Origin of the sequence: Prevotella sp. P5-64 (assembly GCF_002251285.1) — a bacterium.
In the GTDB taxonomy this organism is placed as follows: domain Bacteria; phylum Bacteroidota; class Bacteroidia; order Bacteroidales; family Bacteroidaceae; genus Prevotella.
Genome location: NZ_NPJK01000004.1, coordinates 91,774 through 111,811 on the forward strand (window position 1 = coordinate 91,774; position 20,038 = coordinate 111,811).

General features: G+C 55.5%; 20 protein-coding genes and 1 tRNA gene. 6 read left to right on the forward strand and 15 right to left on the reverse strand.

Annotation, left to right across the window (positions count from 1 at the left end; translation table 11 throughout):
• Positions 1 to 26: 26 nt before the first annotated feature.
• From CIK87_RS13845 to CIK87_RS00900, 4 genes are all read left to right on the forward strand, one after another.
• Complete coding sequence (locus CIK87_RS13845; RefSeq protein WP_144008057.1) at positions 27 to 317, forward strand: hypothetical protein; 291 nt, start codon at positions 27 to 29, stop codon at positions 315 to 317.
• A gap of 36 nt (positions 318 to 353) precedes the next feature.
• Entirely contained in the window at positions 354 to 791 is a 438-nt protein-coding gene (locus CIK87_RS00890; protein ID WP_094384667.1) for an Hsp20/alpha crystallin family protein, read from the forward strand.
• A gap of 636 nt (positions 792 to 1,427) precedes the next feature.
• Positions 1,428 to 3,767 carry a glycoside hydrolase family 3 protein gene (locus CIK87_RS00895; RefSeq protein WP_094384670.1) on the forward strand — a complete coding sequence of 780 codons (2,340 nt, stop codon included), beginning with the start codon at positions 1,428 to 1,430 and terminating at the stop codon, positions 3,765 to 3,767.
• Positions 3,768 to 4,008: 241 nt separating this feature from the next.
• Entirely contained in the window at positions 4,009 to 4,767 is a 759-nt protein-coding gene (locus tag CIK87_RS00900; protein ID WP_094384672.1) for an arginase family protein, read from the forward strand.
• Between the two features lie 33 nt (positions 4,768 to 4,800).
• Here the strand turns inward: CIK87_RS00900 and CIK87_RS14705 are convergent, their stop codons facing one another.
• From CIK87_RS14705 to CIK87_RS13850, 11 genes are all read right to left on the reverse strand, one after another.
• A complete protein-coding gene (locus tag CIK87_RS14705) occupies positions 4,801 to 5,037 on the reverse strand; it encodes a helix-turn-helix transcriptional regulator (RefSeq protein WP_256387337.1) in 237 nt (78 codons plus the stop codon).
• Positions 5,038 to 5,103: 66 nt separating this feature from the next.
• The gene (locus CIK87_RS14185; protein ID WP_158215072.1) at positions 5,104 to 5,268 is read right to left on the reverse strand and encodes a hypothetical protein; all 165 of its coding nucleotides are present in this window, start codon (positions 5,266 to 5,268) and stop codon (positions 5,104 to 5,106) included.
• A gap of 203 nt (positions 5,269 to 5,471) precedes the next feature.
• Positions 5,472 to 5,666 (reverse strand): hypothetical protein, encoded by a 195-nt coding sequence (locus tag CIK87_RS00910; RefSeq protein ID WP_144008058.1) that lies wholly within the window; start codon positions 5,664 to 5,666, stop codon positions 5,472 to 5,474.
• A gap of 82 nt (positions 5,667 to 5,748) precedes the next feature.
• Positions 5,749 to 6,873: a hypothetical protein gene (locus CIK87_RS00915; protein WP_094384678.1), complete on the reverse strand. Its 1,125-nt coding sequence runs from the start codon at positions 6,871 to 6,873 to the stop codon at positions 5,749 to 5,751.
• Positions 6,870 to 7,685: an HAD-IIA family hydrolase gene (locus tag CIK87_RS14455; protein ID WP_173823468.1), complete on the reverse strand. Its 816-nt coding sequence runs from the start codon at positions 7,683 to 7,685 to the stop codon at positions 6,870 to 6,872. The genes CIK87_RS00915 and CIK87_RS14455 overlap by 4 nt, the downstream gene beginning before the upstream one ends.
• Before the next feature lie 3 nt (positions 7,686 to 7,688).
• Positions 7,689 to 9,020: an MFS transporter gene (locus tag CIK87_RS14460; protein ID WP_173823469.1), complete on the reverse strand. Its 1,332-nt coding sequence runs from the start codon at positions 9,018 to 9,020 to the stop codon at positions 7,689 to 7,691.
• Between the two features lie 35 nt (positions 9,021 to 9,055).
• Positions 9,056 to 10,405: a sn-glycerol-1-phosphate dehydrogenase gene (locus CIK87_RS00925; protein WP_094384680.1), complete on the reverse strand. Its 1,350-nt coding sequence runs from the start codon at positions 10,403 to 10,405 to the stop codon at positions 9,056 to 9,058.
• A gap of 12 nt (positions 10,406 to 10,417) precedes the next feature.
• The gene (glpC, locus tag CIK87_RS00930; RefSeq protein ID WP_094384682.1) at positions 10,418 to 11,647 is read right to left on the reverse strand and encodes an anaerobic glycerol-3-phosphate dehydrogenase subunit GlpC; all 1,230 of its coding nucleotides are present in this window, start codon (positions 11,645 to 11,647) and stop codon (positions 10,418 to 10,420) included.
• A gap of 6 nt (positions 11,648 to 11,653) precedes the next feature.
• Positions 11,654 to 12,556: an anaerobic glycerol-3-phosphate dehydrogenase subunit B gene (locus CIK87_RS00935; RefSeq protein ID WP_094384684.1), complete on the reverse strand. Its 903-nt coding sequence runs from the start codon at positions 12,554 to 12,556 to the stop codon at positions 11,654 to 11,656.
• A 23-nt stretch (positions 12,557 to 12,579) separates the two neighbouring features.
• The gene (gene glpA / locus CIK87_RS00940; protein WP_371327092.1) at positions 12,580 to 14,118 is read right to left on the reverse strand and encodes an anaerobic glycerol-3-phosphate dehydrogenase subunit A; all 1,539 of its coding nucleotides are present in this window, start codon (positions 14,116 to 14,118) and stop codon (positions 12,580 to 12,582) included.
• A 218-nt stretch (positions 14,119 to 14,336) separates the two neighbouring features.
• Positions 14,337 to 14,729: a hypothetical protein gene (locus CIK87_RS13850; RefSeq protein WP_144008059.1), complete on the reverse strand. Its 393-nt coding sequence runs from the start codon at positions 14,727 to 14,729 to the stop codon at positions 14,337 to 14,339.
• Positions 14,730 to 15,005: 276 nt separating this feature from the next.
• Here CIK87_RS13850 and CIK87_RS00950 point away from each other — a divergent pair, with 276 nt between their 5' ends.
• Positions 15,006 to 15,413 carry a hypothetical protein gene (locus tag CIK87_RS00950; protein ID WP_094384690.1) on the forward strand — a complete coding sequence of 136 codons (408 nt, stop codon included), beginning with the start codon at positions 15,006 to 15,008 and terminating at the stop codon, positions 15,411 to 15,413.
• Here CIK87_RS00950 and rsmA read toward each other — a convergent pair whose 3' ends face one another.
• The 4 genes from rsmA to rsfS are packed head-to-tail and all read right to left on the reverse strand — an operon-like array spanning position 15,414 to position 19,543.
• Positions 15,414 to 16,205, reverse strand: a complete 792-nt coding sequence (gene rsmA / locus CIK87_RS00955; protein ID WP_094384692.1) for a 16S rRNA (adenine(1518)-N(6)/adenine(1519)-N(6))-dimethyltransferase RsmA — start codon at positions 16,203 to 16,205, stop codon at positions 15,414 to 15,416.
• A gap of 3 nt (positions 16,206 to 16,208) precedes the next feature.
• Positions 16,209 to 17,072: a phosphatidate cytidylyltransferase gene (locus CIK87_RS00960; RefSeq protein ID WP_094384695.1), complete on the reverse strand. Its 864-nt coding sequence runs from the start codon at positions 17,070 to 17,072 to the stop codon at positions 16,209 to 16,211.
• 4 nt (positions 17,073 to 17,076) lie between these two features.
• The gene (gene ftsH, locus CIK87_RS00965; RefSeq protein ID WP_094384697.1) at positions 17,077 to 19,146 is read right to left on the reverse strand and encodes an ATP-dependent zinc metalloprotease FtsH; all 2,070 of its coding nucleotides are present in this window, start codon (positions 19,144 to 19,146) and stop codon (positions 17,077 to 17,079) included.
• A 37-nt stretch (positions 19,147 to 19,183) separates the two neighbouring features.
• The gene (gene rsfS, locus CIK87_RS00970) at positions 19,184 to 19,543 is read right to left on the reverse strand and encodes a ribosome silencing factor (RefSeq protein WP_094384699.1); all 360 of its coding nucleotides are present in this window, start codon (positions 19,541 to 19,543) and stop codon (positions 19,184 to 19,186) included.
• A gap of 179 nt (positions 19,544 to 19,722) precedes the next feature.
• On the opposite strand from rsfS, the gene CIK87_RS00975 reads away from it, so the two are divergent.
• Positions 19,723 to 19,793: transfer RNA gene (locus CIK87_RS00975), tRNA-Gln, on the forward strand.
• Positions 19,794 to 20,038 lie beyond the last annotated feature (245 nt).

The window sequence follows — 20,038 nt, forward strand, 5'->3', positions numbered from 1 at the left end:
AAAACAACAATCCGGGGGCCGCGACTATGGGAATAGTTGCGGCCTTCATTTTTTTTGTCCTGTCCATAGCGATGCCTGTCGCTCTCATTGTCTTTACCGCCGTCACCGCCATCCTTGCCATGATGCCATATTGCCTTCCTGTTGTCATGATTATGGCAGTAAAAGCCAATTATTTTCAACATTGCTGCCACAATCGCCCCGTCGCACTGACAAATTGTCACTTCTTCGCCGTTGGTATGCAACTTGCAAAACTATCAGTGAAAGCCGGAAGGCCGAAGGCAACCGCAAGGTTGACGAGACCCACACCGGCAAGATAAAAGAAGAATATAAAATACAATTAGGAGGTAATAATTATGTTGTTAGTTCGTAGAAACAATGATTTTGATTGGTTGAACAATTGGTTTGATGACAATTTCTTCAATACACCCGTAATGGCACAGACCACAACCACAGCTCCGGCTGTCAACGTTAAGGAAGACAACAAGCAGTATGTTATGGAAGTCGCTGTTCCAGGCCTGAAGAAGGAGCAAGTCAACATGAGTATCGACAAAGACGGCTATCTTACCCTCTCTATCGAGAACAAGAATGAGCAGAAGGACGAGAACAAGAAGGAACACTATCTGCGCCGCGAGTTCTCTTACACCAGCTATCGTCAGAGTTACGCTCTGCCAGACAATGTAGATGCCGACAAGATTGAGGCCAACGTTGCCGACGGTGTGCTCAAGGTAGTTCTGCCAAAGGTCGAGAAGAAAGAGGAAAAGGAAGACGTTAAGCACATAGAAGTCAAATAAGCATTAGGTGAATAGTAAAGTATAGGGCAGGCTGCTCTCGGTAATGAGAAACAGTCTGCCCTTTTTTTTGTATCTATCTAAAAGCCCCTCCCTAAAGCCGCCGCCCCTCCCCAGCCCTTCTCAAGGGACTGGAGCTTATTCCTGCTGTGCTTGATGCGGTTGGCTCGAGCTTCTTTCCCTTGGTGAAGACTGAGATGGGGCTTCGCATTAAGGCCATGTTTGGTTAGCCCATAGTGGATGGCGTGCACCTCGACAACGCTGTAGGAGTTGCGCTTAGCCGTAGGCGTAACTCGCAGATGGTTTGTGCAAGCAATAGCAACTCTGTAGGAGTTGCGATTTTCCAGCCCAGGGTTGAGGTGCGTTGCGCCTCAACCCTGGGAAAATTTGAAAAAGAGGATAGCAACGCTGTAAGTGTTGCGCTTAGCCGAAGGCGTTACCCGCACCAACTAAATGCCAGTGTAACCACAGCAGATAACTCACACCACGACAGCCACCGCCACGGCTTTTTGTGTTTTCATTCATCCAACGATAACCAGCCCCTCAATCCATTTTTTTACGCCCACCTTCAAACTTTTTGCCCTAAAAGCGTGGAGGTCTAATGAAATTATATTAATTTTGCAGAAAATCATTATTATCATGAAATTATCAAGAATATTCCTACTATTTGCCGTGGCGTCGTGCAGCCTGACGATGACCGCCCAAAAACCCTTGCCCCAGTTGGGCAAAGCGCCCATCGACCAGATTGTCAAAGCGATGACCCTTGAAGAGAAAGCCCATCTGCTGGTGGGAGTCAAGTCGGCTGAAGGCATGGATATCATCGCCAACGGAGCCGGCACCACCTACGCCATACCCCGCCTGGGCATAACCCACACCATCATGATGGATGGCGCCACGGGTGTGCGCATGGACACGCTGGTGAGAGGCGACGGCAAAGCCTACTATTCTACCGGCTTCCCAGTGGCTACGCTGCTGGCTGCCACATGGAACACCGACCTGGTAAAGCGCGTGGGTGCCACAATGGGCGACGAACTGCTTGCCTACGGTGGCGACATCCTGTTGGCTCCGAGTCTCAATGTACATCGCAACCCGCTCAATGGCCGCAACTTCGAGTACTATTCTGAAGACCCGTTGCTGTCTGGCTATATGGCAGCGGCAGCCACCAAGGGTCTGCAGTCTGTGGGCGTGGGCGCCACCATCAAGCACTTTGCCGCCAACTCGCAGCAGACGATGCGCATGTTCAACGACGCCCGTGTGTCGCAGCGCGCCCTCCGCGAAATCTACCTTCGCGGATTCGAGATAGCCATCCGCGAGGCTAAGCCTTGGGCTGTGATGTCGTCATACAACCGTATCAATGGCCTGCACACCCAGTACAGTCACAAGTTGCTCACCGACCTGCTGCGCAAGGAATGGCGCTTCAACGGCATCGTGATGACCGACTGGGTGGAGGCACGCGACACCCGCGCACAGGTACATGCCGGCAACGACCTGCTCATGGGCGGTACTCCGCAGCAGGTGCAGGATATCCTGGACTGCGTGAAGAAAGGTACGCTGACGATGGCTGAAATCAACAACAATGTGCGGCGTGTGCTGCGATACATCATGCGCACACCCCACTACCGTGGCGTCGAAGCCACCTTCGCTCCCGACCTCAAGGCCCACGCCGTGCTGGCACGCGAGGCTGCCACCGAGGGCGTGGTGCTGCTCAAGAACAGCGAGCCTGCCCTCATCACTGGTGATGCTGCCAAGCAGGCGGTGACCAAGGCGCGCCCTCTGCCCCTCGTGGAAGACGACCAGGTGGCGCTCTTCGGACTTGGCGCGTATAAGTTTTATGCCAACGGACGCGGCGCCGCTGATGTCTACAAGCCCTACACCGTGACCCTCGTCGAGGGACTGCACAACAGCAAGGTAAACCTCCACTCTACACTCGATACCTATTACACCCACTATATGGACAACCAGTATCTGCTGCTCGACGAGCAGAATACGCCCACCTTCCGCAACTGGTTCTTCGGTATGCGTGAGCCCGAGGAGCCTGCCATCAACAGCGCCTTCATCGGCTATCGTGCCAAGGACTGCACCAAGGCCATCATCACCATCGCCCGCAACTCGGGCGAGGCCGAAGACCGCGACTACAAGGAGGGCGACTATCTGCTCACCAAGGCTGAGCTGACGCTGATAGACCAGGTTAGCAAGGCTTTCCACGCGCAGAAGAAGCCTGTGATAGTAGTGCTCAACGTGGGTGGCGTCATCGATGTGGCGTCATGGCGCGACAAGGTCGATGCCATCGTCATGGCTTGGCAGCCCGGCGAAGAGGGCGGCAATGCTGTGGCCGATGTGCTCACGGGCAAGGTATGTCCTTCGGGCAGACTGCCGATGACCTTTGCGCTCGACTACTTCGACTACCCATCTGCCAAGAATTTCCCCCTGCACTACAAGTTCAACTGGGACGAACTGCTGCGCCCCGACTCGGTGGTGCTCGCCAAGAAAGACCTGGGCTACACCAACTACGAGGAAGATATCTATTTGGGCTACCGCTATTTCAATACGCAGAAGAAGGCCGTGGCTTATCCCTTCGGCTACGGTCTGTCATACACCTCTTTCAAATATGACAAGCCACAGGTGCGCCTTGTCAAGGGCCGCTATATCGTCAGCGTGCCCGTGACCAATGTGGGTAGCGTAGATGGCAAAGAGGTGGTGCAGCTCTACGTCAACGCTCCCAAGGGCGCGATGGAAAAACCCAGCCGCGAGCTGAAAGCCTTTGCCAAGACCCGACTGCTCAAAGCCGGAGAGACAGAGGTCGTGGAAATGTCAATCCCCCTGGCTGACCTCGCCTCGTTCAACGAGAAGCGCATGGCATGGGTAACCGATGCCGGCAAATACACCCTGGAGATAGGTGCGTCGGTAGAGGATATCCGCACCAGCGCAACCATCACCATCAAGAAGCCCATCATCAAGTCCGCACCCACGAAGATATAAACTCACGGGAAAGGGAGAAATACCGAAGGCGCAGATGCCAATGGTATTATAATGAATATGAATCGTGCTGTCATACTGGTAATGACAGGCATGTTGGATATTACGAAAAATTAGATAAGGAGCACAGGTTTAGACTTGTGCTCCATTTGCTTGATGACATACGAACAATGCGGCCATTACCGACTGCTGTTTATAGGTCATTTGTGTTAATAGCAATACTGTTGCCAAAATTCTTGCGTTTATGAAAAAGAAACTGCCTATTATACTCCTCAATTTCTCTGATGTATACGATTACGAGTCGTTTGCCTCAAGTCAGGAGATTGTCCATGTTGACTGTCGTGAACTTAATGGCGTAGACTGCTATTGTGATGAGGATGGAATGAAAGAGCTGCGCCAGCTGCTTGCTCCGTATCCTGCAAAGGCGCTTCACTTTATTGATTCGGGCGACTATCATTATCTTACTGAATATTGGGTTTCCAGACTACAAGAGCCGTTCTCTCTGATTGTGCTTGACCACCATCCTGACATGCAGCAGCCACAATGGAAGGGTGTTGTTTCATGTGGCGGTTGGGTTACGGATGTATTGGAGAAGAATTCTTTTGTAAGGAATATCATTATCGTTGGTGCTTCTGACGAATTGATATCCCAGGTGCCAGCCCCTCTAAGGAAGAAAGTGATGTTCTACAGCCAAGCAGAAATCGACCATCATCAAGCATGGCCCTCAAAGGCAGGCAAGTTGATACATGAGCCTGTCTACATTTCCATAGACAAGGACGTGCTTAGAAAGCAAGATGCCATTACCGATTGGAGTAATGGAGACATGACTCTCATGCAACTCCAAGCCGTCCTGCGCATCATATATGCCCACGAGAAGGTAATCGGCGTAGACATAACAGGCGAATGTTCTGCCACACTCGACTATCTTTCTGAGGTAAAGGATGCGTCGGTAAACAACAGAGCCAACGAGGAACTGATGCAGATGATATTAACCGAAGGCTGAAACAGAATAACATTCCTTTCCTTTACGTCCGCGCTAAACATCCTCATGTTTTGCATCTTGAGCATGCTGCATGGCTCTATATTCAATAGGACTTACGCCATATTTTCGCTTAAAGGCTGTGTAGAAGTAGCTTTGGTAGTCGTAGCCCAGTTTTATGGCGATGTCGTTGATGGTCATATCAGAATCGAGTAGATAAAGTACAGCTAAGCGCATACGATAGTCGAAAAGATATTGGAATTGAATTTCAAGAAGCAAGGCAACTGATAGCACTGAATTCCATGCGAGGATTCCCGCCCTGATTCTTTATGCTCAAAAGAGTATTAGCGGACAGCGACACTAAGCATTAAGGGGTGCCCGTCGTGGGATGGTACGCACCCCCGGCAACTCTGTAGGAGTTGCGATTTCCCAACCCTGGGTATTGATACAGAAAAGGATAGCAACGCTGTAGGTGTTGCGCTTAGCCGAAGGAGTTATTCTCGACTTGATAGTATTCCTCTTCATAATTCATTCCATTCTCCTGCTGTGTGTAATGTCTACGGCTACATGCTATACGTTACCTTTTCGCGCAGTAGTGTGCCCTTGCGCCGCTGCCGGTTTCACCTCGACTTCCACCGCAGTCCACTCGGCTGGCACGTGACGTATGTTACGTGTGCACGTGTCGTATGATACGAGCTTTCGTGACTTTTGATACGTGGACATGTGCCTTACGATACGAGCCGGCAATGACCATGGGTAGCCTTGCTATCCGTATGGTTTGCAATGACTTGAGGTGCCTTGTGGAACTCGTGATGCGTGATGCAAGGCTGCTTGAGGTTGCTACCCTTACTCTCTTGCCGTCCTCCCTGCTGCTTCTTGCTACCCTCGTCATAGCTACCGGTGGTCACGCCATCGCTACACATAGCCACCAGCATAGACAACAACGGCCCGACGGAGCTGTCCGTCGGGCCGTTGGTTGTGGTCGCTGTCTGCCTTGGCAGCGCGCTATTGTCTTACAAAACCTTTGTCATCGCTCCAGCGATAGAGGCGCAGATTGGTGTAGTTGCCTTTGCCCTTGGTCTTCACCAGACCATTCTCGGAGAGATAGAAGAGGCCGTTGCCGAGGGCTATCATGCCTGTGGCGCCACGCGTACGCTCCCATCCCCATACCTCGCCGCCTGCTGAGGGTTTGCCACTATGCACCAGGGTGAGCAGAGGGGCCTTCTCTCTCGGCTCCACACCCCGCAGCCAACCCTTGTGAGGCTTGACGCGCGTGTCGATGGCATACATCTCATAGCGGGGCCACTGGCTCTTGTAGCCGTGATAGACCGCGGCGAACATGTAGCCCGTCGAGGCGTCGTATTCCAGGTTCTGGATGCCATAATCTGAGTTGCCCGTATAGACAAAGTACTTGGCGCGCGGCTTCGCGGGACCCGACTCGTGGATGTGGGTGGGGTCTATCTTGCGTGCATACCTGCTCCACTGGCGCACATCATAGCAGAGCAACACCTGATAGTCATTGTCTGTGCGCGTGGTGTCACCATAGACACCGTAGCCCAGGTAGAGATAGTTGCGACCAGACCTCTTGCCCCACTGCGGAGCAAAGGTGAGGCCGTCGATGCCCGATGCGCCGTAGCGATGCGCCACCTGGCGACCGTTGTTGACGACGGTGGCTTCGCAGTCGGCCACCACTTCGGGGATATACACCGTGGTCATCACCTCGTCGGGGCTCATGTCGATGCGGTCTATCTTGTCGAGGTCGAAGATGGCCACATAGAAGCCCGTGCGGGCGTCGTTTTTCACGCCCAGGTTGCCCGTGATGCCCGTGCCTATCACGTCGTGCTTGTACTCGAGCGACCCGTAGAGTCTGCCGTCATCGGGGTTAATGCCGATGCAGCCCAGATGGCCCGTGAGTCCGTTGACGCTGGCGATGAGACGGCCCTGGAGATCGTATTTCATCAGTTTGGTGGTAAACGACATGTACACACACTGGCGCTGACGGTCATAGGCAGCGCCCTGAACGTGGAAGTCGCCCTGATACCCCGAGAAGATACGCTTGGGGAAGTCCTGTGCCACGCAGCCCAGGCAGAGCACCAGGAGCAGTAGAGTCAATATAGGTCTGCGCATCATCGGTCGTGGATTTGTTGTAACATGTTGCCGAGCACCTCGATGCTGTCTACGATGAGGTCGGGCTGGCGTTCGGCTGCCTGCGCCACCTCCATCGTGGTCTCGCCCGAGAGCACCAGACAGCCCATGGCGCCCGCATTGAACGCCATAGCAATGTCGGTATAGATGCGGTCGCCCACCATGAGTATCTCTTCGGGCTTGAGCCCGCGCTGTTGCTGTATTCCGATGAGCATATTGGGGTCGGGCTTGCCCAGCGTGATGTCGGGCTTGCGTCCGGTGGCGCTCTCCAGGCAGCGGCAGATAGAGCCGCAGTCTACCAGCACGGTCTCCTCGTTGGTGGGGCACACCCGGTCGGGGTTGGTGGCGATGTAGGGTAGCCCCCTGCTTATCCACCATGCCGCCCTGCACAGCCTCTTGTAGGTGAGGGTCATGTCAAAGGCAGCTACTACGATATCCGGCACGTCTTCGGCGGTGTCCTCGCAGGATGTGAAGCCGGCTGCCTCAAATTGGGAAATCATGCTGGGCGTGCCCAAGAGGAAGAGGCGCCGCGCCTCGGGGTAGTGGGCCTTGATATAGTCGATGGTCGCCACGGTGGTGTTGTATATCTCTTCCTCGGTAGCATGTATTCCCATGCGTGCGAGCTTCTTCAGATAGTCCTCTATCGACTTCGACGGGTTGTTGGTCAGAAACGAGTAGCTTATACCCATCCTCTTGAGCTTGTCGAGGAAGTCGAGGGTGTAGGGAAAGAGCGTGTCGCCGAGATAGATGGTGCCATCCATGTCGAGCGCCACATGCTTGATTTTTTCCAGTTGCATAGTTTACAGTTTAGCGGTTTCTTCTTCGGCATAGCCGTCGGCCTTGGCGTTCCACATGAGCGTGAAGACAGCCACGCAGAGCACGGCGATACCTATCATACCATAGAATACATAGTCCCAGTTACCCCATGCGTCGACGAGCATACCCACGCCGATGCCGCTCACGATTCCGCTGGCATAGCCAAACATTCCGATGAGTCCGTTGGCGGTGGCTGCGGCGCGGTTGGTGGCCTGGTTAGAGGCGGCGATGCCTATCAGCGCCTGCGGGCCGTAGATGAAGAAACCTGCCATGGCGAGCACTACCACCATCACGGGCATCGATGTGCCGGCGGGCAGCGATACGAAGATGGTCATAAACACAGCCACGCCCACCATGAACCAGAAGCAGGTGCGATGGGCCTTGCCCTTGAACACGTGGTCGGTGAGCCAGCCCGAGACTATCATGCCGATGATGCCGAATATCTCGAAGATGGCTACTGTCCATCCGGCGTTGGCAAGGCTCATGCCGCGAGCCTCCTTGAGGAAGGTGGGACCCCAATCGAGCACAGCGAAGCGCACGATGTAGACCATGAAGTTGGCGATGGCCAATATCCATATCCACTTGTTGCGGAATACCATCTTGCGCAGGAACGCCTTGTACTCGGTGCCTCCCTCCTTGCCCTTCTTGTTGATGGTGTGGAGCTCGGGCAGTCCTACCGACGACGGCGTGTCGCGCAGGAAGACATAGATGCCTATCGCGCCCACGAGGGCAATGGTGGCGGGTATCCAGAAGCACCACTTCCACGCGCCCTGGCCCATCGTTGCCATGATGTAGCCGCAGAGGATGGCCACGATAGAGGCTCCTATCGAGTGGGAGGTGTTCCAGATAGACATCTTGGTAGCCAGCTCATTGGCGGGAATCCAGTGGGTGAGCAGGCGGTTGCACGGGGGGAAGCCCGAGCCTTGGAAGAGGTTGTTCAGCAGCAGGAACAGGCCGAAGATGAATACCATGGTGTTGACAAACTGCGGTCCCGAGCTCTCGCCGGTGATGAGGTAACTCAGGTCGGCGCCAAAGCCGAAGGCGTAGTTGGCTGCGGCACAGAGCAGCAGTCCTATCGCCATGTGGTAGCGGGCGTTGAAGCGGTCGGCGAGATAGCCGTTGAGAAATCTCGACGCGCCATAGACCACCGTCACCAGGGTCATGATGATACCGAAGCTGGTCTTGGAGATGCCATATTCGGCGGTGAGTCCGGGGATGGCAAACGAGAAGTTCTTTCTCACGAAGTAGAAGATGGCATAGCCTATCATGGTGGCGAAGATGGTGCGCCATTGCCAGTATTTGAATGTCTTGGTCATATCTGTCAGTAGTTAATAGGGTTATAGTCTGGGTCTTAGCGTTCTATGGGCCACAGTCCGCGCTCTGAGAAGAGGCGGTCGAGCCACTCTTCATAGCGGTTGAGCCTTACGGCGACATCCATGATGGTGTAGCGGCGGCGTATAAACTGCGACTTGTAGATGATTTCCTTGAGATAGCTGCGGCTGATGTCGATATCTTCGGGCTCGGTGGGCGCGCCCACCATCTGCAGACGGCGCTTGGCCTCTGCCACCGATACCAGCTGCTGCTGCAGCCGCTCGCGCAGTGTGCTCCAGTTGTCGCGGATGTCGGTCAGCTCTTGGCGCAGTTGGTCGCGGCTTACATATTTGGCGCATATCTCTCCCACGCAGAAGTCCTCCAGACCCGAGCCAGCAAAGGTGTCGCGCGTGTGGGCCTCCTGCTCTTCGAGCGAGGGCCATGCCGAGACACAGGCTTCGATGTCAAGATGCTCGATGTCCATCTCGAGCAGATACTCATAGAGCGAGAGCGACACCAGCACACCCATGCTCACCTGGAAACCATGCGAAGGCATATTGCCGTTGGCCATGGTGAAATTGGCCATATTGAGCATGTGGCTCACTTGGTGTTCGGCACCCGAGGCGGGCCTCGAGGTCTTGGGGTAGGCCTGCATGGCAAATCCGCCGAGCAACAGGCCCTCTATGAGCTGCTCTATGGCGTGCTTGTCGCCACGCCGTGCGCCCTCGGGGTCGGCGAGCGCGCTGTGCAGTCCGTCCTGCACGATGCTCCACGACAGCGGGTCTATCTTCTCGTTGCCTATCACGTCGGCCACTATCCAGTCGGCTCCAGCCGGAACCTTGGCGAAGAGGTCGCCGTAGCCCGAGGCGGTCATGGCTTCGGGTGCGCCGGCTATGATGTCGACATCGGCCACCACAGCCTGGGGAGCGGGGCAGGCGAAGGTCTGCTTCTTGCCGTCCTTGGTTATCGATGCGCCCGACGCCACATATCCGTCCATCGAGGCGGCTGTCGCCACTACCATGTAGGGTCGCTGCTGATGGGCCGAGCAGAGCTTGGTGGTGTCGTTGATGGTGCCCGAGCCCACGGCTATTGCCACGGCGTCGGTCTGAGCCAGCACGGCATCCAGGCGGTCTATGTATTTCCATTCGGCGTGCATCTCGGGCTCGTCGAAGATATAAGGTTCGCAGGTGGCGATGCCATCGCGGGCGAGGATTTCGGCTACCTTGGCTCCAGCCACGTGCCATGTGGTCTTGTCGGCGACGATGATGGCCTTGTGGCCGGCAAACTGCTGGGCGAAGACATCACCCACGGTGCTTATCACGCCACATCCCAGTTGCAGGGCCTTGGTGGTGGTAGCATTGTCCAATGCCATTGTTACTCTGTTTTCCATATATGTCTTGTTTTAGTCTAATATTGCGTCGTTGATGATTGAGATGGGGTTCATTACCCGGTAGGGTGTGCTCATCTCTATCTGCCACTTGCAGGTCTCGCAGTCGGTGACCACTACGTCGGGGTCTACCTCGCCAATCTGCTTGAAGAGCGGGGCACCGATAGACTGCGACACATCGTAATTCTCCTTCTTGAAGCCGTAGGTACCACCGATGCCACAGCAGCGGCTTTCGAGTTTGACCAGCTCGAGGCCGGGTATCATCTTGAGCAGTTCGATGCTGTAGATGGTCCATCCCAACCGCTCCATGTGGCATGCTGAGTGGTAAGCCACGCGCAGCTTGAAGTCGGGCTTGAAACGCAGTTGGGCGGCGCCCGATTTGAGTTGCTGGTAGATAAACTTGGTGGCGAGGGTGATGCTCTCTGCCACGCTGCTGTTGTCGAGTCTGAGCAGACTCTCATACTCGCTGCGCATGGTGAAGGTGCACGATGACGAGGTGGTGACGATGCACTCGGCGTCGCGTAGTGCCCGCTCCATGGCGGCTATGTTGTGGCGGCCGTTGGCGCGTGCCTTCTCGCTCATGCCGTTGGCTATGGCTGGCAGACCGCAGCACTGCTCTCCCTTGATGAGTGATACGCCATAGCCCATGGCGTTGAGCACCCGCACGAGGTGCTTGCCCAGTTCGGGGAAGTTGTAGTTGACGTAGCAACCATGGAAGTAAGCCACCTTGCGGTCGAAGCTCTGCTGGCCTTTGGCGGCTTCACGGCGGTACCACGCCTCAAACGTGTGCGAGGCGTAGGCAGGGAAGGTGCGGCCCTGGTGTATGCCCACCATCTTGTGGAGCATCCACTTGGTAAGTCCCATGTTGACCACGTGGTTGGCGAGTCCGAAGGAGTGGGTGGCGAGCGTACCCACGAGGTCGGTATTGGCGAGCATAAACTCTCTGATGCCTATGCCCTGCAGGCTGTACTTGATGCGGGCGCTCTGGATGATGTCGCCCACCTTGACGCCTTGCGGACAGACAATCTCGCAACGCTTGCAGTTGAGGCACATCTTCATGGTCTTCTCGTCAAAGCAGGTCTCGTCTTTCAGACGGTGGCGCTCGCCGTCAGGCCCCGCCCACTTGGGGCCGGGAAACTTGAGCGTGACGCCGCTCACCGGGCAGTACGCGTTGCAGATGGAACATTTCAGACACTTCTCCAGGTCGTTCTCGCTGACCTGGTATAACTGTATATCTTTACTCATAGCTCTTTATTGTTTTATGGTCTCTGCCACGTGCAGGGCAGTGATCATCGACACGCCTTCCTTGTCGGCGAGGCTGATGGAGTTGTGTCCGCTCAGTATGCTGCCGATGGCAAAGAGATTGTCGATGGTCTTGTCGTCTTTGGTGACCCTGAATGTGGCGTCGGTAACCACGCCAAACTCCATGAAGGGCTGCTCGTCGAAGGCATCGTCGAGTGCCCACTGGCTGCGGTCGGCGAGTGCGTCGACACGGAGGTCGAACACGGGCTCGAACACGTGCTCGTAGTCGGCCATGATGCCACCGCTGTAGAACGAGCCTGCCGCCAGCACGAAGTGGTCGGCTTCGAGCGGCTCGGCGTTCAGGTGCTTCGATGTTACGCTTATGAGCCTTGTGCCATCGGCGCTCCACGCCTTGGCAGCCACTATCTCGTCGCCCAGCAGATAGGTTCCGCCGAGGAGTTCAAACCGCTTTTGCAGTGTGGTCTGGATGCTTCTGCCGTAGATGAAGGGGAAGGTGGCTTCACCGTCTTTGTCGTGGCCCACGATGGTGAGCCATGCCGGCATGGCGGTGCCAAACTGGGTGACGCGCGTGTGGTTGGCGTCGTAGCTGCCGTCCATCTCTACGCCGGCAGCCTGGAGCAGTGACTGCGCCCGACGGGCAAGAGAGAGGGTGCGCTCGGCACCCATCTTGGTGTAGGGATGCGTGGCGGCCAACTGGCCCATAGCCTCGGCGGGGTGCGCCACTTCGTTGCCCTCGTTGTCGTAGCCCAGGAGACCGAACGAACCGTCGCTGAAGAACATGCTGCTCTGTCCGCGACTGATGATGGCCACATGCTGCCCACCCTCGGCAAGGCTGATGCCGCAAGTGAGTCCGCTGAGACCTCCACCTATTATAATAGTATCAAATTTCACGTTATTCTGATTGCTTGTCGTTGTTATTTCTCTTTCCTAATACCCAAGATAGACTGGTAGATGTAGCCCATGAGCTGACATTCGCTCAGTGTGGGGCCCCAGGCTACGGCTGCCATACCCTTCCAGCGCTCGTTGAGAAAACGCATCACGTCCTGACGGCTCTGGGCCTTGGTCTTGTGGCAGAGTTCTTCGAGCATGCGCTCGGCACGATAGGCGCAGAGCTGTCCCTGACAGGTGCCCATGCCCAGGCGGGTGCGTCGGCGCAGCTGGGAGAGGCTGGTGACCTGATGGTCGTCTATGAGCTGCTTTACATCGCGGCGCGATACGCCCTCACACTCGCACACCAGCGGCTCTGGAGTCATGGTTCCATGGTGGCGGAACGCCTTGTCGCTGCGCATTTCGGGGTTGGGCAGCGGCGTGATGGCAGTCTCGCACTCACGCTGTATGTTGAGCTTCTCGCACACCTTGTCGGTAGCCATCTCGGCCATGAGTCGGTAGGTCATGAGCTTGCCGCCGGTGATGGTGATGAAGCCCGCCAGTCCGTCTCGCACCTCGTGGTCCAGACACACGATGCCTCGGCTTATGCTGCGACCCGTGGCGTCGTGGTCGCTTGCCACGAGTGGCCTCACTCCGGCATAGGCTCGCAAAATTCGCGTTGACGCCAGCGAGGGCGCCAGTTTGCATCCCTCCTTGAGCAGCACGTCGACCTCTTCGGGGGTTACCCTCATGTTCTCGACTTCCTCCATAGGCACGCGCTCGGAGGTGGTGCCTATCACGGTGATGACGTCGCCCGGCACGAGTATGTCGGCGTTGGCAGGCTTGCGGCAGCGGTTGATGACCATATTGTTGACGCGGTGGCCGAAGACCAGCAGCGAGCCCTTGGCGGGAAACATGTTGACCGTCACCCCAGCCATGCGCGCTATCTCCATGCCCCAGATGCCGGCGGCATTGATGGTGATGGTGGCGTGGGCCTCCATGCGCTCACCGGTTATGGTGTTGCGCAGGTTTACTCCTTCGACCCTTCCGTTGCGTATGATGAGGCTTGAGGCTTCGTGATAGGTAAGCATGTCGGCACCATGACGACGGGCGTCGAGCACATTGCTCATCGTGAGCAGGAAGGGGTCGATGCTGCCGTCGGGCACCACCACAGCGCCTATCAGGTCGGGGTTGACAGAGGGCTCGCGCTTGAGCGCCAGCTTGGGGTCGATAATCTCGGCGCGGATGCCGGCACGCAGACAGCTGTCGACGAAGAGCTGCTGGTAAGCCAGGTCGTCTTCGGGCAGCGTGATGAAGAGTCCGTCGTGCTCTTCCACGCAGTGGGGCGCAATGCGTCGCAGTATCTTGTTCTCCACGATACACTCGGTAGCGCTCTCCTGGTCGGTGACGGCATAGCGGGCACCACTGTGCAGCAGACCGTGGTTGCGGCCGGTGGCGCCGTGGGTGAAGTCGTGGCGCTCGACGAGCAGTACGCGCAGGCCACGCATGCTACAGTCGCGGGCAGTGCCTGCGCCTGTGATGCCTCCACCAATGATAATCACATCGTAATGGTCTTTAAGTTTCATATCTTTCATTGTGGTAAGTTATATGCCCCCGGTCGCAGCCTGGGAGAACGGCGTGAGGGCGGGCGTCGCGGGTAACTTGACGGGATTGACATTAGTCAATCGCAAATGTAATAATTATTTCCTTCCTTTGCGTGAAAAACCCGCCTTTTCTTGTTTTTGTGTCATTATTCTATGTGATTTACCAGCATTTAGGGTTGATAGTCAGCCCCGCAGTCAGCCTATAGCGGGCCATAGGGTAGGGCGCCGGGAGCGGTGATGCCCCTCGCCTCGCAGGTGATGCCCCTCGTCTCGCAGGGAATGATCCTCGCCTCGCAGGTGATGCCCCTCGCCTCGCAGGGAATGACCACCATCTCGCAGGTGATGTCCCTCGCCTCGCAGGGAATGACCACCATCCAGCCAGAGATGCTCGGAAAATGCAGTTTGTGGCGTGAAATGACGGTTGCAGGCTCTGCAATAGTTATGGCAAGGCTTGCAACCGATAAATCAAACCCTGAAACCAATTTGTTGATGCACTCCGCGGTATGGGCGATGGCGACGGCGTGGTGGCGGAGCACTGCAGGCAAACAAAAAAGCCTCAGAGATATCACATCTCGGAGGCTTGCAAATATCATAGTCCAATTAGCATCTGCAGACATCTCATCGCTGACACGTAATACAGACTTGGACCGTTGTTAACTATGTTATACACTTTAAACTTTGGTCTGGACGGACCTGACAAACTCGCTCGTCCTGCCGGTTTCCGTCCTCTTAGTCGCCTCAAAGATACTGCTTTTGTTCTGAAACAACAAGAAAATCGCCAGAAATCTTTACAAAATCTGAAATAATCATGGGCAAGTCGCTTTTATTCGCTAATTTTGCCTATATTTGCAGCCTAAACAAACATCAAGATGAAAAAGACAGTTTTATCTCTGCTGGCCCTCTGCTGCAGCTGTACCATGTGGGCCGAAGACTCGATGCTCACTTTCCGCCTCAACGACGGTGTGAACAGTGAGGTGAGTTACAAGATAGGCACAGACATAAACCGCATCGTCTTCAAGGGCAACACCGTGGTGCTGCAGAAAGGCGAAAAAGTTGTGAAAAGCTATGCCGAGTCGCTGGTGAGCTCGTTCTCCTTTGGCAATACGGCCAACGGCATCACCATGCCCGAGTTGGGCACCGACGATGCCGCCTCTACTGCCGTGTATGCCATCGACGGCAAGCGGTTGGGCTCGCTGCAAACGATAAAGACATTGCCCAAGGGAGTGTATATCATCCGCAAAGGCAATGTCTCGTATAAAATTGTAAAAACTGATTGATTATCCCATGTAGGGGGCTATCTGGTTGGTCAAGTCGACAAACTCGGAGATAGCAAGCTGTTCGGGGCGTCGGGTCATGATAGGCTGGGTGAAGAACTCGTCTGCTGGCTTCTGCGCCCCGAACATCTGTTTGATGCTCACGCGAAGCATCTTGCGGCGCTGGTTGAACACCGTCTTGACCAGACGCTTGAAGAGACGCTCGTCGCAGCCCAGTGAGGTCACGTCGTTGCGCGTCATTCTTATCACCGCACTCTTCACCTTTGGCGGTGGGTTGAACACGTCTTCATCTACAGTGAAGAGATATTCCACATTGTACCATGCCTGTATGAGTACCGACAATATGCCGTAGGTCTTGTTGCCGGGCTGTGCCGCCATGCGCAGCGCCACCTCGCGCTGTATCATGCCGGTGCAGCAGGGAATGAGCTCCTTGTTGTCGAGCATCTTGAAGAATATCTGTGAGGATATGTCGTAGGGGTAGTTGCCCGTGAGCACAAAGGGCTGGCCGTCGAAGATGGTGGTGAGGTCCATGCGCAGGAAGTCGTCGCCGATAATGTTGTCCTGGAGCTTGGGGAAACGGTCGTGGAGGTAAACCACCGACTCGCGGTCAATCTCGATGGCCTTGACGGGGCGTGGCTTCTCTACCAGATACTGGGTGAGCACGCCCATGCCAGGGCCTATCTCGAGCACGGGCAGGTCGGGGCAGGCATCTACCGTGTCGGCTATACGCCGAGCTATGCCCAGGTCTATCAGGAAGTGCTGGCCTAAGTTCTTCTTGGGTTTTACTTGCTTCATCTTTTAGAGTAAGGTGAGTGAATAGATATAGATGACAGATGCGGGGATGGCCATAAGCGACGAGTCAAAACGGTCGAGCATGCCACCATGGCCCGGCAGGATGCTGCCGCTGTCCTTGATGCCCAGGGTGCGCTTGAAGAGACTCTCGACGAGGTCGCCCCAGGTGCCGAAGAATACCACTACCAGTCCGAGGCCCATCCACTCGATGACAGAGAGGCCGGAGAGGCACTCGTGGCTGTTCTCCCACCATCCGAGCAGGGCTGCTACGGCGAGCACCAAGAGTCCGCCGCCGATGGAGCCTTCCCACGACTTGCCAGGGCTGATGCGGGGGAAGAGCTTGTGGCGTCCCAAGAGTGAGCCGCTGAGGTAGGCGCCGGTGTCGTTGACCCACAGGAAGATGTAGACCGACAGGGGCAGCAGGAAGTAGAAGGAGATGGTGCCGTCGGGCTGCTGGCGGAAGGCCAGCACATTGATGCACGCCAAGGGCAGGGCGATATACATCTGGCCGAGCATGGTATAGGCCCAGTCGTTGACGGCATTGGCGTTGCGCGTGTAGAGCTCGCTGATAAAGAGATAGACCACCGTGAGCAGATAGGGCACAAAGACGGCATTGGTCTGGATGATGCCGCTGTTGATGCCGGCGATGGCGACAAAGAGATAGACGCCTGCCACGGTAGAGATGAACCGGTTGATGCAGACATTCTCAATGTTGTTGACCAAACCTGTATATTCCCACAGAGCAAGGCCTGTGATGAGGGCGAAGAGCCCTATCATGGCGGTGGGGTCAAGAAGTCCGGCGACCATGATGGCAACAAACAGGGCGCCAGTGATGGCGCGGACGATAAAATTCTTCATTTTTGGACTCATACTCTTACTCCTCCTCTTTATCTTGATTTTCTTTGTTGTTGTGCTTGGCTTCGGCTTCAGCCTTGGCACGCTCGTGCTCGGCCTGGGCCTGCTTCACAGCCTCGGGCATGTCTTCGAGCTTGGGGGCATTGGCCTCGTTGGCCTCGATGATTTCCTCAGAGCGGCTCACCCATGGGCGCTTGCCGAAGATTTTCTCTACATCTTCGGCGAAGATTACCTCCTTCTGGAAGAGCAGCTCTGCCAGCTGGCGGTGACCCTCGGCGTGCTCGTTGAGCAGTTTTTTGGCGCGCTCGTACTGGGTGTTTATCATCTTGAGCACTTCCTCGTCCATCAGCTTGGCTGTGGTCTCAGAGTAGGGGCGCTGGAACTGGTACTCCTGGTTGTTGTAATAACAGATATTGGGCAATGCTTCGCTCATACCGGCATAAGCCACCATGCCATAGGCACTCTTGGTGGCGCGCTCCAGGTCGTTCATGGCGCCAGTGGAGATGGAACCGCGGAAGAGCTCTTCTGCGGCGCGGCCTCCGAGCAGGGCGCACATCTCGTCGAGCATCTCCTCCTTGGTGGTGATGACGCGCTCTTCGGGCAGATACCATGCGGCGCCCAAGGCCTGACCGCGGGGTACGATGGTGACCTTGAGCAGAGGGTCGGCGTACTGGCAGAACCACGAGATGGTGGCGTGGCCGGCCTCGTGGATGGCTATGGCGCGCTTCTCGTCGGCGGTCATCACCTTGGTCTTCTTCTCCAGACCGCCGATGATGCGGTCTACGGCGTTGAGGAAGTCCTGCTTGCCCACATGGGTGCTGTTGTGCCGGGCGGCGATGAGGGCAGCCTCGTTGCAGACATTGGCGATGTCGGCTCCGGAAAATCCGGGGGTATGGCGGGCAAGGAAGTCTACGTCTACGGTATCGTCCTTCTTCAGCGGGCGCAGGTGGACATTGAAAATGGCCTTTCGCTCAGCCAGGTCGGGCAGGTCTACGTGTATCTGACGGTCGAAACGGCCTGCACGGAGCAGTGCCTTGTCGAGCATGTCTACTCGGTTGGTGGCAGCAAGCACGATGACACCCGAGTTGGTGCCGAAGCCGTCCATCTCGGTGAGCAGGGCGTTGAGGGTGTTCTCTCGCTCGTCGTTGCCGCCGGTGGCGGGGCTCTTGCTGCGGGCTCGTCCTACGGCGTCGATCTCGTCGATGAAGATGATGCAGGGTGCCTTCTCCTTGGCCTGACGGAATACGTCGCGCACGCGGCTGGCTCCCACGCCGACAAACATCTCGACAAAGTCGGAACCGCTCATCGAGAAGAAGGGCACGTCGGCCTCGCCTGCCACGGCTTTGGCCAGCAGCGTCTTACCGGTTCCGGGAGGGCCGATAAGCAGCGCTCCCTTGGGGATTTTACCTCCGAGCTCGGTAAACTTCTCTGGGTTTTTCAGGAACTCCACGATTTCTTCCACCTCTTGCTTGGCGCCTTCCTGACCAGCCACATCCTTGAATGTGACGCCCATCTCGCCGGCTTTCTCGTAGAGTTTGGCTTTGCTCTTGCCGACATTGAATACGCCGCCGCCGGCTCCGCCACTGTTCATGCGGTTCATGAAGAAGAACCATACGAAGATGAGCAGCAGGAAGGGACCGAAGTTGTAGAGCAGGTTGAGCAGGGTGTTCTCATTGGGTCTCTCGTAGTCATAGTCCTTGAGCTTGCCGCTCTTCTGGGCTGTCAAGAGGAAGTCTTCTATCTTGTCTACCGAACCATAGTTGACTTTGACGTATGGGTCTTTGCCCAGTTTCTCTGCCGGCTGGTTGAAGACGGCTTTGAGGGCTTGGGGCTTGACATACATCTTGAGTTCGTGCTCCTGGTTGTTGATGATAATCCTGCTGGCGTAACCCTTGCTTACGTATTCTTTGAACTTGGTGTATGTAGCCTCCTGGCTTACGCCCTGTACGCCCAACAGGTTGCCTCCGCCGCTAAAGGCGATGACGGCGATAAAGATAAGCACCGATATGTAGAGCCAGTTCATGTTGAACTTGGGCATCTTGGGTTGCTGGTCGTTGGGTCGCTTATCTTTGGGATTGAAATTGTTCATGATAGCTATATATTATATATATAATAAGGTGTATATATCAGTCAAGGTCGGGGATGCGGGTAAGATGTGCATCTTCCCAGAGGTGCTCAAGGTCGTAGAACTCGCGTACCTCGGGCAGGAAGATATGTACCAAGGCATCGACAAAGTCGATAGCCACCCACTGGTCGGTCTCAAGACCCACCACGCCTACGGGCTTCTCGCCCATGCGCTCGCGCACCATGTCGCCCACCGACTCGGCTATAGCCTCTACCTGTGCGGGTGAATTGCCCTGACAGATGATGAAGTATTGAGCGATGGCGCCGTCGATGCCGCTGAGGTCGGCTATCACGATGTTTTTACCTTTCTTTTCCTGTATACCTTCAGTAATGGTCTCAACCAATTTGTTTGTTGTTGTCATTCAGTTGTCTTCTAATTTGATTTATACTGCAAAGTTAACCCTAATTCTCCGAATAATGGTATAAAGTACCGCTAAAATGAAATTTTTTATGAAAAAAAGCGCAAAAAGTTTTGGGGTATGAAAAAAAAGCACTACCTTTGCAATCGCAAATGAGCAAGAGGCAATTGCTCGAAACAAATTGGGATATGGTGTAATGGTAACACTGCAGATTCTGGTCCTGCCTTTCCTGGTTCGAGTCCGGGTATCCCAACAGAGAAGTCAAGTCGGAAGACTTGACTTTTTCTTTTATCTCCATTTCCTTATTTTTGGTCAGCGTGAGTGCATCGGTGGCGTGGTCTGGCGAGCCTGAAGTTCAGAAGCGGGATAGGGGGTCTGCGGATTTTTCCGGTTGGTAACACCGTATGTTAGGAATAAAGTCGTACCTTTGCCATATGGAACAGACCAAGCTACTACGCGCCATTCTTCCGGATGTGCTTATAGACAACTTCGATGTTG